Below are 15,218 nucleotides of genomic sequence, written 5' to 3'. Positions count from 1 at the left end.
GCACCGCGCCATCCGGCTAGTGCTGTGACCGGGAAGGTTTGCCGGGTGGCTCGCGGCGTCCGGTGCGGTGCATCGCAAGGCGGAGCATCGTCCGCGTACTGGACGTACGCGGGTGATGCGACAACACCGCGAGGTGCCGTGCCGGGCGTCGCGAGCCGGTGAACCTTCCCGGTCACAGCACTAGCGGAAGCCCGCTCGACCGCGCTGTTCCAGCTCGCCACCGAGCTACCCGCAGCAGTCCTCGCCCGTACCCTCGGCATCGACATCACCGTCGCCGTCACATGGCAGCGAGCCGCAGCTGGAGACTGGGCCGCCTACGCCGCCGAGGTCAGCCGCCGCACTCCACCACAACCTCCGATCCATGCACCAGGAGCACCGACATGAGATTCGACGATCACCGTGTGGTCATTACCGCCGCCGGCCGCGATTTCGGACGCACTTTGGCCATCCGTCTCGCGGACCTCGGCGCCGAGGTCTTCCTTTCCGCGCGCACTCTGGCCGCCGCTGAACGTGTCCGCGACGAGATTCGCGGCCGAGGGCCCCAGCGGGTCCACGCCTTCGCCTGCGACCTGACTGACCCGGCCTCGATCCGCGACTTCGCTGCCGGCGTCGCCCGTCACACCGACCGCATCGATGTGCTGATCAACAACGGCTCCCGCTACCTCGAAGGACCAGACCTCCAATCCGCATCCGACGCCGACGTCGTCGACACCATCGCATCCGGCGCCACCGGCACCGTCCTGACCGTGAAGAACTTCCTCCCCCTCCTGCTCAACTCGGACAAGCCGGACGTGGTGACCATGGTCTCCGGCTGCGGAACGGCCGGTCATCACCGCTCGGACGCGCACGACGCCTTCTACGCGGCCAAGAGCGCCCAGGCAGGGTTCACCGAGATCCTCTCCAAGCGCCTGAGGCCCCAGGGGGTCCGAGTGATTTCCCTCTACCCGCCCGACTTCGACAACCCTGACCCGCTCTCCGAGCAGTGGGAGACCACACCACGCGAGGCCAAGGACACCCTCACCGCGCAGTCACTCGTGGAGTGCATCCTCTTCGCCGTCGCCCAGCCCCGCGACTGCTTCATCAAGGCGTTCCACTTCGAACAGGTCTGACCGGTTCCCGGCACGTCCACGCACGGCGACTCACACCGCGGTCCGGCGGCCCATGGGCCCCGGACCGGGGGCATTCGGACAGTTCCCCGACCATTACCCGGCGGGCCTGCGTCCCTTCAACGGGCGAGCAGCCTCCGCCGTCGCAGGTCTGCGCAGGAGCAGGAACGGCGAGAACTCCACCCCCGTGGCACCACCTGGCCAAGATTCTTGACATCTGTGATGAATTGCCACGTTTGTTGGCGCCGGCGCCATGGTCCGGCGCGGCAGCGAGGCCGGCGCGCATGGGGTTGCAACGGCGACAGTCTCGTCGCTTGGTTCCTTGCCGCTTTCACGTGACCTTCGGCGATTTCTACAGATCATCCAGTCGCCTGGTCACTGTGTCGAGTGTCGGCCAAGGAGGACCCTCGCGCAGCAAGCGCAGGAATTCCTCTCCGAATCGCCTCCCATTCGGAAACTGGTCGCCAAGCTCCCAACGCCACGCGGCGACCATCGCGATGACGAGCTGCCGACACTCGTCCAGCAGCCCTTGGTCAACGCTTGGGTAGTGCGCACAGACCGCCTCGGGAACATGGGCGAGATCGAACTCGACGGGTCCACGGCAGCACGTCTCGAGGTCGATGAACAACGGGCCGTTCTTCGTGCTGAGCACATTGCCTGGATGCGGTTCGCCGTGGAGCAGCTGCTCCACGGCGCCGCGGTCGTCGATCGCTCGTCGCAGGCTTGCCAGCCTGCCGCCGAGGAACACGCGGTCCGCGTCGGTGAGTTCCGGCGAGCGATCCGGGTCGGCGACAACTTCTTCCGCCTCCGTGATCCGGTCCGTGAACCTCGGGCTCGGCACATCGACCTTGCGCATGCCGGCGTGCAGCTGCTCCAGCGCCTTGGCGTAGTCGACTGGTGAGGTGTGAGGTGTCACGGGCTCGCAGTAGGTCCACAGCGTCACTGCGAAGCCATCGCGCGTGTACACACGCGGGTCCGTCCGAGGCTCCAAGGGACACACCGGGCATCCGGCCTCGGTGAGCCGCTGAGCGAGATCGACTTCGAACTGTGCAACCTCTTGTCCCACAGGGGCGACCCGGGCAAAGGCGTCGCATGGCGTCAGCCGCAGTGCCAGCTTGTTCGAGTTGTGGAGAACGATTGCATCGTTGGCTGGCAGGTCGAGCGATGCGGCGACCGAAGTCGCAGCCGCGATCGCACGCGTGACGTCGGTCATATCCACCCTCGTATCTTGGCATGGATGAGCGAGGGCGATGCCGACCCGGCCGTCCGCGGACTGCTTCTCGCGTCGCGGTTCACCGACGGCCGCGCACCCTCACCTGTTGAGGAACTCCGCGCACCGGTACGGGCCCAGCGCGGCGCCCTCGGACGGCAGCAGGGTGACCTCCACGTCATCGGTCCTGACCTCCGGAGCGAGCACGGACTGGGCGCGCGCCAGCGTGCACACCAGTTGCCCCGTGCCCTGGTCGCGTCCCGTCCCCGCGTAGACCCCGTAGAGGTGCAGCGTCACCTGGGCCCCCTTTCCGGTCGCCGTGAAGCCGGGCAGCTCGACGAACGAGGTGAGACCGTCGGCCCGGCCACCGGGCGGCGGCCCCAGAAGAAGCAGTTTCACCACCGTGGCGAGGTTCTTGATCTCCCTGTCGCCCACGGGCACCGCGCGCAGTCCGCCGGCGGTCGCGAAGTACAGCCGTGCCCCGTGCGTCAGCCCGGACGCGGGCTCGCCCGCGCCCACCACCCCGGTCGGCTGGACGCCGCAGCCGGTGAGGACGATTCCCAGCGCGACGGCCAGACCCGTGAACCGGCCCCTCATCCCGCCTCCCCTTCCGTGCGTCGCAGGGGCAGCCGCAGTGTGAACACCGCGCCGCGCCGCGGTCCGTCGGCCGCATCAGCCGTGCGAGCGATGCCGGCGGCGTAGGCCGCATCGGTGGTATCGGGCACGTCGGCCGCCCTGGCCACATGGGCGACCCCGGCCACATCGGCAACGGCGGCCACGTCGATCGTGCCGCCGTGCAGCCGTGCGTTCTCCAGCGCGATCGCCGTACCGAGGCCGCTGCCCAGTCCGTCGGCGGCCGCGCCGCGCGTACGGGCCGCGTCCGCCTTGTAGAACCGGTCGAAGACCCGTTCCCGGGCCTCCGGCGGCAGCCCGGGGCCGTGGTCGGCGACCTCCAGCGTCACCCACTCCTCCCCGTCCCCGTCCGCCGCGCGGGCCGTCCCGAGGGTCACGGTGACCGGCGGGGCCCCGTGCCGCAGCGCGTTGCCCACCAGGTTCGCGACGATCACGTCGATGCGGCGCCGGTCGACCACCGCCCGCAGCCCTTCGGGAAGGCGCGTCTCCACCCGGTCCGTCCAGCCGCGCAGTGCCAGCGACGCCCGCACGGTGTCGGCCAGATCCGTCTCGGACGCGTTCAGCCGTACCGCCCCGGCGTCGAAGCGGGAGATCTCCATCAGGTCCTCGACCAGCCGGGACAGCCGTGCCGTCTCCGCGCCCACGGTGCGGGCCGCCCGCGCGGCGTCCGGCGGCAGTTGGTCGGCGTCCTCCTCCAGGACGGTCGCCACCATCGTCATCGCCGCGAGGGGCGTGCGCAGTTCGTGCGACACGTCCGCCACGAAGCGGCGTGCCTTCGCCTCCTGCTCGCGCAGTTCCGCGTCGGAGGTCTGGAGCGCGTCGGCGGTCTCGTTGAACGTCCGTGCCAGGTCGGCGAGTTCGTCGTGCCCGCTGACGGCCACCCGGCTGCCGAGGTCTCCGCCCGCGAGCTCCCGGGTGGCCCGGCCCAGCTTCCGTACCGGGCGAAGGACCGTCCCCGCGGCCAGCAGGGCCAGGACCGCGGCCAGCAGCACCACCGGCACGGTGCCCGCCCGTACGGAGTCCAGCAGGGCGGCGGTGTCGTCGCGTTCGGCCCGCAGATCCGTGATCGCGTAGACGTCCAGACCCGAGGTTCCGCGGTCCCCGTCGGTGTACGTCACGGGCATGCCCACGACCAGGTAGGGCTCGCCGCGCCACGTCACCCGCTGGAACCGGGCACCGCTCCCGGTCGTGACGGCGGCGCGCAGTTCGACCGTGATCCGTTCCTTCGTGTCGGCGAGCATGTCGGAGACCGCGACGAGGTCCTGGTAGCGGGCGACCACGATGCGGGCGCCGAGACCGTCGGAGACCTTCGCCGCGAACCGGGACAGCGACTCCTGATCGGGCGGCAGGTCGAAGTCGGCGGCGACCGCGGTGGCCCGCTCCCGGAGGTCGTCCACGGCAGTGTCCTGGGTGCGCCGGAGGACCGCGGTGCGGGCGTCCCGGTAGGCGAGGGTCGTCGCGGTCAGCGCGCTGACGAGGGCGACGAGGACGAACGTGACGACGAGCCGGGTGCGCAGCCCACCGACGAGCCGCCACGTGCGTCGAGCCGAGGTGTCACGGCGCTGGTCCTCGTGCCCCCCGACCGTACGGTTCACAGGGGCCCGAAGCGGTAGCCGAAGCCCCGCACCGTCTGTATGTACCGGGGCTTGGCCGGTACCTCCTCGATCTTGGCCCGCAGTCTGCCGACCGCCGCGTCCACCAGCCGGGAGTCGCCCAGGAAGCTGTGGTCCCAGACGGATTCGAGCAGCTGCTCGCGGCTGAGGACCCGGCCCGGGGAGGCCGACAGCTCCAGCAGCAGCCGCAGTTCGGTGGGCGGGAGCGGGACGGGGGTGCCGTTCCTGGTGACGGTCAGTCCGGCGCGGTCGATCGTCAGACCGGCGAGATCGGCGTCCGGCCCCGGCCGTGCCGACGGTTCCGCACGGCGCAGCGCGGCCCGGATCCGGGCCTGCAGCACGGGCGCGGTGACGGGCTTGACGACGTAGTCGTCGGCGCCGGCCTCCAGCCCGGTCACGATGTCCTGGTCGTCGCCGCGCGCGGTCAGCATGATGACCGGCAGGGTCGCCGAGCGGGCCCGGATGCGGCGGCACACCTCGAAGCCGTCCATCCCGGGCAGCATCAGGTCCACGACGGCCAGTTCCACCCGCGTGCCCTGCTTCCCGGCGAGCAGGGCGAGCGCCTGTTCGCCGGTGGCGGCGGTGTCCACGCCGTACCCGTGCCGGCGCAGCACGAGCTCCATTCCGTCCCGTACGGACATGTCGTCCTCGATGAGCAGCACATGCGGCATGGGGCCGATTATGAGCACGCCCGAGCCCCTTGCGCCTAGTCCGGAACGGGGGCGGACCCGCAGGTCGGGGGCATTGTTACGTTCCCATCATGTGGCCATGGACGGCTCATCATCCGTGGCGGCGAGCGTGGGACGCATGAACTTCCTCATCAGGACGAACCCCCGAGTCACCACCGCCCGGCTGCGCCTGGCCGCCTTTGTGGCCGTGCCCGTGCTCGCGCTCTCCGTCGCCTGCGGCGGCGGGGACGACAGTGTCGGCGGGACGAAGAAGGACGACACGATCGCCGACGTACCGGAATCGCCGGCCGAGAGCACCGCGAAGGACGGGAAGAGCCAGGGCGGCCCGGCCGCGGGCAAGAGCGAGTTCTACGACGCCCAGATGAAGTACGTCCGGTGCATGCGCGCCAAGGGCGGTTACAAGGACTTCCCCGACCCCAAGCTCAGCGGGCACCTCGACTGGGACAAGATCAACGAGGTCGGCGCCCAGCCCCGTGCCAACGCAGGAATCAAGGGCGGCAAGGGGGGCGCCTGCGTCGACGAGTTCCGGGCCGCCATGGCGGCCGAGCCCCAGCGGGACCAGCAGAAGGACTACGAGTCGATGCTCGCGCACGCCAAGTGCATGCGGGACAACGGCGTCTCCAGGTTCACCAATCCGACCATGAGCGGCGGCCACGCCCAGCCGGGCGGCGACCCCAACCCGGCGTCGCCGTCCCTCGACCCGAACTCGCCGGCGTACAAGAAGGCCCGCGAGGCATGCAGGTCGAAGCTGCTCGACGGTCTGGACGGCATGCAGTGAAGCGCCGCACCCTCTCGATCACACTCGGCGCCGTGGTCGTCGCCGCTGTCGCCGGGGGCTTCCTGCTCCCCTTCGACGGGGGCGACGCGGGCGCCTCCGGCAGGAGCGGCGACCTGCCGCCCGCCACCGCGACCGTCGTACGCACCGACCTCGTGCAGTCCAAGACGGTCGACGGCAAGCTCGACTTCGCCCAGCGCCGCGCGGTCAAGTCCGCCGTCGAGGGCACCGTCACGGTGGCCGCTTCCGAAGGGAAGACACTGACCATGGGACAGGCCCTGTACGAACTGAACGACAAGCCCGTCACCCTTCTCTACGGGCCGGTCCCGATGTTCCGCGAGATGAAGGTCGGCGACCGCGGCACCGATGTACTCCAACTGGAGCGCGCCCTGCGCGACTTGGGGTACGGGGCGAACCTGTACGTCGACACGCGGTACGACACGGACACCGAGGCCGCCGTCAAACGGTGGCAGAAGTCCCTGAACCGTGACACCACCGGCAGGGTCGGCCAGGGCGACGTCGTCTTCCAGCCCGGCCCGGTCAAAGTGGTCTCCGCCGACGCGGCGCTCGCCGACCAGGTGGGCCCTGACACACCGGTCCTGACGATCGCCTCCACCAAGCCCGTCGTACGGGCGCAACTCGACCAGACCGACGGCGCGCTCACCGCACGCGGGACCAGGGTCGAGGTCACCCTGCCGAGCGGGAAGACCGTGTCCGGCGACGTCGCAGGGACGGTACGCCCGGAGGACTCCGCGGCCGGGGGCGGTGCCGGTGCGCAGGAGGGCATCACCGTCGAGGTCGTCCTGGACGGCGGGGTGAAAGCCGCGTCCGGCGAGGACACCGCGGTGTCGGCGAGCGTGAAGTTCGTCAGCGAGGCGCGCAAGGGGGTCCTCGCGGTCCCCGTCGAGGCGGTCGTCGCGCTGAGGGGCGAGAACGGCGGCTACGGCCTCCAGGTCGTCCGGGGCACCACTTCGACGATGGTGCGGGTGGAGACGGGCATGACCGCCGACGGACTGATCGAGGTCAGCGGACCGGACGTGCGCGAGGGACTGAAGGTCGGAGTGGCGAAGTCATGACATGGGACCCGGTGATCGAACTGCGCGATGCCGGCAAGTCGTACCCCGGTGGCGTCCACGCGCTGCGTGGAGTGAACCTCACCGTCGAAGAAGGTGAAATGGTCGCCGTGGTCGGCCCGTCCGGCTCCGGCAAGTCCACGATGCTCAACATCATGGGCACTCTCGACAAGCCCACCACGGGCACCGTCCGGGTCGCCGGATACGACGTGTCCGAGCTCTCCGACTCCCGGCTCTCCGCGCTGCGCGCCCGCCACATCGGCTTCGTGTTCCAGCACTTCCACCTGGCGGCGGGGCGCGACGCGGTGGACAACGTGGCCGATGGGCTGTTGTACGCGGGCGTACCGCTGAGCCAACGGCGTGCGCGTGCCCGGGAGGCGCTGGCCAAGGTGCGGCTGGACCACCGCCGTGCACACACGCCGAACGAGCTGTCGGGCGGCGAGAAACAGCGCGTGGCCATCGCCCGCGCCCTGGTGGGAAGCCCTCGGCTGCTGCTGGCGGACGAGCCGACCGGGGCGCTGGACACCGCGTCCGGCGAGATCGTCATGGAGCTGCTGCACGAGCTGAACGCGTCCGGCACCACCATCTGCGTGATCACCCACGACAACGAGATCGCGGACGCGCTGCCGCGACGGGTCCGGTTCAGGGACGGCGAGATCGTGGCGGACTCGCGTTCCGGCACGCGGCGCGGCGCGCGCGCCGACGCAGGACCCGCCGTGCACTCCGGCGCGGGACCGGCCACGCGCTCCGGCGCGGAGCCCACCGCACGCTCCGGCCCAGGACCCGCCTCCCGTACGGAAGAAGAGGCCGGTCGGTGAAGAACGACCTCAGACCGTCCCGCCTCCCCCTCAGCGACATCGCGCGCGTCGGCGCGTTCGGCCTTCGCGCGCGCCGTGCGCGTGTGGTGCTCTCGGCGCTCGGCATCGCCATCGGTATCGCGACGATGGTCGCCGTCGTCGGTCTGTCCGAGTCGAGCCGTGCGGACCTGATGGCCCGGCTCGACCGCCTCGGTACCAACCTCCTCACGGCCGAGGCGGGCGAGGACGCCATGGGGCGGGCGGTCAAGCTGCCCAAGAACGCGGTGGCGATGGTCGAGCGCGTCGGCCCGGTGCTGCATGCCACGGCCACCGCCGACGTCGACGCCCGGATCCGCCGCAGCGATGTCGTCCCCGAGGAACGCACCGCCGGCGTCACCGCGCAGGCGGCCCGCCTCGACCTGCTGTCCACGCTCGGCGGGGAGGTGGACAAGGGAGCCTGGCTGGACCCGGCCGGTGAGCGCCTCCCGACGACGGTTCTCGGGGCGGTGGCGGCGGAACGCCTCGGCATCACCCGCACCGGCGAGACGATCATGATGAACGACACCCGCGTCGTGGTCGTCGGCATCCTCAAGCCGCTCGAACTCGTGCCCACCCTGGACCGGGTGGCGATGGTCGGATTCCCCGCCGCCGAGCGCCACTTCGGCTTCGACGGCCACCCCACCACCATTTTCGAGCGCTCCACGGACGCCTCGGTGGAGGACGTGCGGGCAGTCCTGGCCCGCACCATCAGCCCCGGGGACGAGGCGGGCGTCAAGGTCTCGCGGCCCTCGGACGCGCTGGCCGCCAAGGCCGCCACCGACGAAGGACTGACGACCCTGATGCTCGGCCTGGGCGCGGTGGCCCTCCTGGTGGGCGGTGTGGGCGTGGCGAACACCATGGTCATCTCCGTCCTGGAGCGCCGCCAGGAGATCGGGCTGCGCCGTTCGCTGGGCGCGACCCGCAGCGCGATCCGGCTCCAGTTCCTGGCGGAGTCGCTGCTGTTGTCGGCGCTGGGCGGCGTGACGGGCGCGCTGCTGGGAGCGGCGGTGACGTACGGCTTCGCGCGGGTCCAGGAGTGGACCGCGGTGGTCCCGCCCTGGTCCCTGGCGGGTGGCCTGGCCGCCACCCTCCTGATCGGCGTGGTCGCGGGCCTCTATCCGGCGATCCGCGCCTCCCGCCTCCACCCGACCGTGGCCCTGCACGCGACGTGAGGCAGCGGCGCAAGGAGTGAGGGGTGAGCGGGGTACGGGGTGGGACGGTGCGCCGTGCACGGCTCCCAGTGGGCGTGGTGTACGGGGCACCCCGGTGGGGCGGTGCCCCGTACACCACGGTTGGGTGCCCCGTACATCCGCCCGCCGCCGGGCGCGGAGGCGCGGTGACCGTCGTGCGCCGGTCCGCGGCGGCGCAGCCACCCCGATTCCCCCGCCCCTGGGCCCGTGGGCCCACGGGCCCAGGGGCGGGATCCGCCGGCGTGCGCGGGCCGGGAGGTCACCCGACGAGGGCCTCCCAGGTCTTGGGCCCTGCCAGGCCGTCCGCGCTCAGGCGGTTGAGGCTCTGGTACGCGCGTACGGCGGAGTCGGTCGCCGTCCCGAAGCCACCGTCGACGGCGAGCCCCGCACCGTGCTTGTTCAGCACCGTCTGAAGGGCGCGCACATGCGATCCCGAGCTGCCCCGCCGGAGCGAATGGACCAGGAACGGCCAGGTCTTGGGACCGACCTGACCGTCCGCCACCAGGCCCTTGGAGGACTGGAACTTCTTGACGGCCTCGACCGACACCGTTCCGTAGGCGCCGTCGGCGCTCAGCGCCGTGCCGCGCTGGGTCATCAGATGCTGGACGGCCCGGACGGTCGCGCCTGCGGCTCCGGGGTCGATGGCGGGCCAGCCGCCGCCCAGACGCACACCGCGGGCGGAGAGGAACGTGACGGGGTTGGTCGTGGACCCGAGCCCTCCCGTGTGGGTCTCGAAATGCAGGTGAGGGCCGGTCACGTTGCCCGTGGCACCCATGTCGGCGATGCGCTGACCGACGGCGACCTTGGCGCCGAGGGCCACCCGGAACGCGCTGAGATGCCCGTAGTAGGTGTACCGATCGCCGCCGTGCGCGATGACCAGGCCCTTGCCGGTGCGCCCGGTGAGGACGCCGGTGCCGCGCCGTACCACGGTTCCGGCCGCGGCGGCGTAGACGGCCGTCCCCGTCGAGTTGGTGACGTCCTGGCCGGCGTGCGGGTAACCGCCGCGCGGCGCACCGTAGTTCCCGCCCGCGGGGAAGCGGCCGCGGGCGGGGTTGCACCACTTGCCGTCCTTGAGCGTCGCCGCCGAGGCCGAGGGGGTCAGGCCCGGCAGGCCCGCCACCATCACCCCGAGTCCGGCCCCGGTACCGAGCAGCAGCTTTCTGCGTGACAGCGCCGTGAACCGCTGGTTCCCCCGCTCGCCGGACGCGCCGTCGGCCGGACCGCATTGCTCGCACATGTCCTGTCCTCCTTGAGTTCTCGTCGGCTCTACGCGCGTTGAGTTGGCGAGAGCATGCCAGAGATACCGGTGGTGCTCCAGGGACCAGGGGCCCAGAGCCGGATACGTCGACGGCGGCTCGCGTCGCGCCACCCGGTTCCCGTGCGGGTGAGGACGAACTCGCGCTGCTCCGCGTACCGTTCGGACACGCGGCGTGTGGGCTGCGGCCGGATGACGCTCGTGGCGCTCGTGCGGCGCTCGCTCTGATGGGGCGTCACCTGATTGACCGTGCAGGTCATGCGGGGCGGACGGTGCGCGGGGCCTTCTCCGTTCCCGGCGTTCTCGTTTAGTGCTGTGGCCGGAAAGGTTTGCCGGGAAGCTCGCGGCGTCCGGTGCGGTGCGTCGCAAGGCGGAGGATCGCCCTCGTACTGGACGTACTCGGGTGATGCGACAACGCGGCGAGGTGCCGTGCCGGGCGTCGCGAGCCGGTGAACCTTCCCGGTCGCAGCACTAGGGGCCGGGCGGCGGGCTCTCTGTCGTAGCGGCGGAACCGAGCATGGCACCCTCACCGCGCTCAGGCCTCTCGGCATGTTGCACAAACTCCGACGTCGCTGCTTGCCGCGATTGCGCAGAGACGGGTCTCGAACCGTGCTTCAGGATGTGCGATCAGACAAGGCGTGAGCCGGATGAAACATCCAGTTCACCGTGACGACATCGGGAGTCCGCTGTGCTCTGGAGAAAACTGCTCGTCCCCCTGACCTCGCTCCTGCTCCTGGCGACGGCTTCTGCCGGCGCGGGAGCGGCAGCGGCGTCCACCGGTTCCCCCGCCGGTGCCAGTGCCGAGGCGGCCACGGCCGACTACGGCGCTCCCGGCCCCTACGCCACCGCGGTGGAGGTCGGGGCGGTGACCACCCTGTACTACCCGCGTGACATCGCGACCAGCGACCGCCGCCACCCCGTGATCGTGTGGGGAGACGGCACCTTCGCCTTCCCGGTCGTCTACCGCGACCTGTTGCTCCACTGGGCCAGTCAGGGCTTCATCGTCGCCGCCGCCAACACCCCGCAGTCCAACCTCGGCATCTCCATGCGCGCCGGGATCGACATGCTCACCCGTCGCAACGCCGACCACGGCAGCCCCTTCCACGACCGTGTCGACCTGGAGCACATCGGCGCGTCCGGTCACTCGCAGGGCGGCGCCGCCGCCATCGTCGTCGGCTCGGACCCGCGCATCGACACCATCCTGCCCATCCAGCCCGGGCCGCTGGCCAACATCGACAACGTACACGTACCCGCGCTCCTCCTGGCCGGGCAGAAGGACAGCATCGTCTTCCCCTTCATGGTCAAGGCCTTCTACAACGACGCCGACCACATACCGGCCATCTACGGGGAACTGCGCGGCGCCGATCACCTCACGGTCGTGGGCGACCCCGGCCCGTTCGCCGCGCCCACCACCGCCTGGTTCAAGGCACACCTGATGGGGGACCAGACGGCGAGGGCACAGTTCTTCGGGGCCGACTGCGGGATCTGCACCGACAGCGGCACCTGGTCCGACGTCCGCCGCAACGGCCTCGCAAACCGGTGACCCGCTCCCGGAGATCCCTTCCGCCGTGACCGGCGGCCGTCCCCGATCCACGCCGCCCGCCCCTGATGCTCCCGCGACCAGGGGCGGCCGGCCCCCGTTCGCACATGGAAGGACCGCCATGGACCTCATCGCGACCACCGGGCAGGGCAAGGTCCGAGGCCGTTTCCGCAACGGGATCGCCACCTTCCTCGGCATCCCCTACGCCGCCCCGCCCTTCGGCGCCCACCGCTTCCGCGCTCCCGCCCCGGTCGAGTCCTGGGAAGGGGTACGAGACGCTCTGGAGTACGGGCCGACCGCCCCCAAACGCCCCTACCGCCCGCCCCTCGACCGGCTGATACCCGATCCGAGCATCGCCGGGGACGACTGTCTCAACCTCAACGTCTGGACCCCATCCGTCGGCGAGGGCCGGCTGCCCGTCATGGTCTGGATCCACGGGGGCTCCCTGCGCAACGGCTCGGCGAACCTGCCGCTCTACGACGGGGGCGCCTTCGCGCGCGACGGGGTGGTCCTCGTCTCCGTCAACTACCGGCTCGGCGTCGAGGGGTTCGGGGTCTTCCCCGACGCCCCCGTCAACCGGGGCCTCCTCGACCAGATCGCAGCCCTGACCTGGGTCCGCGACAACATCTCCGCCTTCGGCGGAGATCCGGCGAACGTCACCGTGTGCGGGGAGTCCGCCGGCGCGATCAGCGTCGCGGCCCTCATGACCAGCCCCGGCGCGGCCGGGCTGTTCCACCGGGCGATCCTGCAGAGCGGCCCGCCGCACACGGTGTCGCGCCGCGAGGGCGCGAAGACCGTACGGTCGATGGCGAGGAGACTGCGGATCCCGGCCACCGCCGAGGCGTTCGCGGCGGTGGACCGAGACCTGCTGCTGGACGCGCAGGCCGCCGTCGTCGACCGGTCCGACCCCATCGGCGGCGGTCCCGGCTTCCACATCGTGGTCGACGACGACGTGGTGCCCGCCGCCCCGCCCCTTCCTGAGGCCGACCTTCTGCTGGGCTGCAACCGGGAGGAGTACCGGCTGTGGTTCGTACCCGGCGGAACCGTGGACCGGATCAGCCGGCTCACCCTGCGGCTGGCACTGCTGAAGATCCGTGTCCCGCAACGCGTGGCACGCCTGTACCGAGCCACCCGGCCGCACGCCAAACCCGGAGAGATCCTGGGAGAGATGGCCACCGACCTGCTGCTGCGGGGGCCGCTCAACCGCCTCGCCGACTCCCGGCCCGCCCGCACCTTCGTCTACGAATTCTGCTGGCGCTCGCCCGTGATGGGACTCGGCGCGTGCCATGCGCTGGAACTCGGCTTCGTCTTCGACAACCTGCGCGCCGCCGAGGACCTGACCGGGCCCGGCGCGCCCCAGCCACTGGCCGACGCCATGCACCGGGCCTGGGTCGCCTTCGCCACTACCGGACAGCCGGGCTGGTCCGGCTGGAACGCGGACCGGCCCGTCATGGTCTTCGACCACCCCGACGCCGGCCCGGTCCTCGCACCCCGGCACGAGGAACTCGGCGCCTGGCTCTGACAGACAACAGGCCGAGCGCTCGCCGACGCCGGCCGTGGTTCATCCGCTTTCCGCTGCTCCTGCGGATCCCTGCCATCCGGTGGCCCCGCGGTGATCCGCGGGCCCGGCCAGGTCCCTGGCGACGAGCGCCGCCTGGATCAGCCGCGCCTGCGCGGGAACCGCGAGGTCGAGGCCCGTCAGCGCGCTCACTCGCTGCAACCGGTAGTCCAGGGTGTTGCGGTGGACGCACAGCTCCAACGCCGTCTGGCGGCGGTTGAGCCCCCGCTCCACGAACACGCGCAGCGTCTCGAGCAGGTACGGATGCTCCTCCAAGGGGTCGAGTTTGGCCGCCAGCCGCACCAGGCCGTCCCCAGGGCGCGCGAGCTGGTGCTCCAGCAGCACGTCGTCGAGGCGGTAGCACCCGGGCGGGCGTCCCAGGCGCCGGACGAGATCCAGCACGCGGCCGGCCTCCTGCGCCGCCGAGGGGATGGCCGCCGGTACGGAGGAGCGGGCGGCGGCGGCGCGCACGGGCTGCCCCACGTCCTTCTCCAGCCGGGCCACCAGGCCCGGCACGTCGGACCTGCCCGGCAACAAGGCGATCCGAGCGACGTGGTCCATCAGCACAGGGATCCCGGTGAAGGCGTCGAGCGAGGACTGCACCAATCTGCTCGGCGGGTCGGACTCGAACGCGAAGGCGACCACCTCGTGCTCACCCACCACGGCCACCCGCGCCACGCCCGCCAGTTCCTCGTACGGCCGTCCTGCCAGCAGGGCGCCGAGCAGAGCCCGCCGTACGCGCTTGTCCTCGCTGTGGAGGTCCTCCTGGGCGTTCTGGTGGGCGAGGACGACCGCGGGCAGCGCGGCGTGCAGGCAGGCGAGCAGTTTGCCGCCCGCTCCGGCCAGCTCACCGGGCTCCGCGACCTCGGTCAGCGTCTGCCACCACACCTCGGCGCCGATCAGGTACGCGGCGATCACCGCCTCCAGGGGGACGCGCTCCTCGGCCCGGCGCGCCGACCACTCGATGAGCCGGGTCAGATCGCCCGGCCCCATCGGACCTTCGCCGCCGCCGTCGCGCAGTGCCCTGAGCAACAGCGCGTGCACCGCCACGATGGACCGCGCCACCTCGCCCTGGAGGGTGGCGCGGGGCAGCGCCCCGTAGAACGGCGCCTCCGCCGCGCAGCGCGCGACCACGACGGCCGTGAGGTCACCGACCCGGGCGGCCATCCGGGCGTGCAGGTCCGACATCGGCGCATCGTCACACCGCCCCGGCCGTGCCGTCAATCGGAGCCCCGGGTCCGGCGGGGCGGGCAGTGCGTCGAGCGTGTCCCCGAACCGCTCCCGGCCGGACGCAGCCCCATGTCCCGTACCTGCGGCGAGCCACTGTGTCCCGAGGCCACATCTGTACGCACCGACGGTCACCCGTGCCGACTGCTCGACGACCCCGCAGTGCGGGCACGCTTCGACGGTGGCCGGCGCCCGGGGCGAGCACCGGCCGGTGATTCCGCACAATCCCACGCCCTTGCTTCTGGCAGTGTGCGGGACTGCCATCGACACGCGTCGAGCAGGGCCGAGCCGTCTCGGCCGTGACGCTCGTTTGACGCTCCGGGTATGTGCAGGCCGCTCCTCGGGAGCGGCCACACCGCGTCTGACCTGCAGGTTCTCTGAATGTCGATCCCCGTGACGTCTTTCCGATGACCCACCACGTGGAGTGCGATCCTGCACCGACACCGGGACACCTCCGCTCGCGCGGAGCCGACGGCCTGGTTCTGTACGCGAGAAGGGCAGCGGATGTCCGCT

Annotated in this window: 13 protein-coding genes; 7 read left to right on the top strand and 6 right to left on the bottom strand. The window is 71.6% G+C overall.

From position 1 onward, the window contains the following. The first annotated feature begins 380 nt into the window (after nt 1–380). Complete coding sequence (locus AMK22_RS11065) at nt 381–1,109, top strand: SDR family oxidoreductase (protein WP_073783879.1); 729 nt, start codon at nt 381–383, stop codon at nt 1,107–1,109. Nucleotides 1,110–1,458: 349 nt separating this feature from the next. Here the strand turns inward: AMK22_RS11065 and AMK22_RS11060 are convergent, their stop codons facing one another. The 4 genes from AMK22_RS11060 to AMK22_RS11045 form a co-directional block, all read right to left on the bottom strand. Then, a complete protein-coding gene (locus AMK22_RS11060) occupies nt 1,459–2,319 on the bottom strand; it encodes a phosphotransferase enzyme family protein (RefSeq protein WP_073783877.1) in 861 nt (286 codons plus the stop codon). A gap of 99 nt (nt 2,320–2,418) precedes the next feature. After that, nucleotides 2,419–2,913: a hypothetical protein gene (locus tag AMK22_RS11055; RefSeq protein WP_073783875.1), complete on the bottom strand. Its 495-nt coding sequence runs from the start codon at nt 2,911–2,913 to the stop codon at nt 2,419–2,421. Next, entirely contained in the window at nt 2,910–4,544 is a 1,635-nt protein-coding gene (locus AMK22_RS11050) for a sensor histidine kinase (protein ID WP_079186061.1), read from the bottom strand. Before AMK22_RS11050 ends, AMK22_RS11055 begins: the two co-directional genes overlap by 4 nt. Continuing rightward, entirely contained in the window at nt 4,541–5,233 is a 693-nt protein-coding gene (locus tag AMK22_RS11045) for a response regulator transcription factor (protein ID WP_073783873.1), read from the bottom strand. Before AMK22_RS11045 ends, AMK22_RS11050 begins: the two co-directional genes overlap by 4 nt. A gap of 136 nt (nt 5,234–5,369) precedes the next feature. On the opposite strand from AMK22_RS11045, the gene AMK22_RS11040 reads away from it, so the two are divergent. The 4 genes from AMK22_RS11040 to AMK22_RS11025 are packed head-to-tail and all read left to right on the top strand — an operon-like array spanning nt 5,370 to nt 9,107. After that, on the top strand, nt 5,370–6,029 hold the full coding sequence (locus AMK22_RS11040) for a hypothetical protein (protein WP_073783871.1): 660 nt from the start codon (nt 5,370–5,372) through the stop codon (nt 6,027–6,029). Next, the gene (locus AMK22_RS11035) at nt 6,026–7,102 is read left to right on the top strand and encodes a peptidoglycan-binding protein (protein ID WP_073783869.1); all 1,077 of its coding nucleotides are present in this window, start codon (nt 6,026–6,028) and stop codon (nt 7,100–7,102) included. The genes AMK22_RS11040 and AMK22_RS11035 overlap by 4 nt, the downstream gene beginning before the upstream one ends. Then, nucleotides 7,099–7,917: an ABC transporter ATP-binding protein gene (locus AMK22_RS11030; RefSeq protein WP_073783867.1), complete on the top strand. Its 819-nt coding sequence runs from the start codon at nt 7,099–7,101 to the stop codon at nt 7,915–7,917. The genes AMK22_RS11035 and AMK22_RS11030 overlap by 4 nt, the downstream gene beginning before the upstream one ends. Next, complete coding sequence (locus AMK22_RS11025; protein ID WP_073783865.1) at nt 7,914–9,107, top strand: ABC transporter permease; 1,194 nt, start codon at nt 7,914–7,916, stop codon at nt 9,105–9,107. Before AMK22_RS11030 ends, AMK22_RS11025 begins: the two co-directional genes overlap by 4 nt. Nucleotides 9,108–9,384: 277 nt before the next feature. On the opposite strand, the gene AMK22_RS11020 is transcribed toward AMK22_RS11025, so the two are convergent. Further along, entirely contained in the window at nt 9,385–10,362 is a 978-nt protein-coding gene (locus AMK22_RS11020; protein WP_079186060.1) for a peptidoglycan-binding protein, read from the bottom strand. 706 nt (nt 10,363–11,068) lie between these two features. On the opposite strand from AMK22_RS11020, the gene AMK22_RS11015 reads away from it, so the two are divergent. Beyond that, the gene (locus AMK22_RS11015) at nt 11,069–11,923 is read left to right on the top strand and encodes an alpha/beta hydrolase family protein (RefSeq protein ID WP_073783863.1); all 855 of its coding nucleotides are present in this window, start codon (nt 11,069–11,071) and stop codon (nt 11,921–11,923) included. Nucleotides 11,924–12,041: 118 nt separating this feature from the next. Continuing rightward, nucleotides 12,042–13,442 (top strand): carboxylesterase/lipase family protein, encoded by a 1,401-nt coding sequence (locus tag AMK22_RS11010; RefSeq protein ID WP_073783861.1) that lies wholly within the window; start codon nt 12,042–12,044, stop codon nt 13,440–13,442. 39 nt (nt 13,443–13,481) lie between these two features. Here the strand turns inward: AMK22_RS11010 and AMK22_RS11005 are convergent, their stop codons facing one another. Then, nucleotides 13,482–14,666, bottom strand: coding sequence for a PucR family transcriptional regulator (locus AMK22_RS11005; protein ID WP_079186059.1), 1,185 nt, complete (start codon nt 14,664–14,666; stop codon nt 13,482–13,484). Nucleotides 14,667–15,218 lie beyond the last annotated feature (552 nt).

The organism is Streptomyces sp. CB01580 (genome assembly GCF_001905795.1).
Classification (GTDB): domain Bacteria; phylum Actinomycetota; class Actinomycetes; order Streptomycetales; family Streptomycetaceae; genus Streptomyces.
This window is presented reverse-complemented; position numbering and strand designations above follow the sequence as displayed.

Bases quoted from the DNA above. Each gene is read 5' to 3' on its own strand.
- AMK22_RS11060 (WP_073783877.1), bottom strand. From the start codon at position 2,319: ATGACCGACGTCACGCGTGCGATCGCGGCTGCGACTTCGGTCGCCGCA.
- AMK22_RS11040 (WP_073783871.1), top strand. From the start codon at position 5,370: ATGAACTTCCTCATCAGGACGAACCCCCGAGTCACCACCGCCCGGCTG.
- AMK22_RS11065 (WP_073783879.1), top strand. From the start codon at position 381: ATGAGATTCGACGATCACCGTGTGGTCATTACCGCCGCCGGCCGCGAT.
- AMK22_RS11005 (WP_079186059.1), bottom strand. From the start codon at position 14,666: ATGTCGGACCTGCACGCCCGGATGGCCGCCCGGGTCGGTGACCTCACG.
- AMK22_RS11055 (WP_073783875.1), bottom strand. From the start codon at position 2,913: ATGAGGGGCCGGTTCACGGGTCTGGCCGTCGCGCTGGGAATCGTCCTC.
- AMK22_RS11045 (WP_073783873.1), bottom strand. From the start codon at position 5,233: ATGCCGCATGTGCTGCTCATCGAGGACGACATGTCCGTACGGGACGGA.
- AMK22_RS11010 (WP_073783861.1), top strand. From the start codon at position 12,042: ATGGACCTCATCGCGACCACCGGGCAGGGCAAGGTCCGAGGCCGTTTC.
- AMK22_RS11020 (WP_079186060.1), bottom strand. From the start codon at position 10,362: ATGTGCGAGCAATGCGGTCCGGCCGACGGCGCGTCCGGCGAGCGGGGG.
- AMK22_RS11030 (WP_073783867.1), top strand. From the start codon at position 7,099: ATGACATGGGACCCGGTGATCGAACTGCGCGATGCCGGCAAGTCGTAC.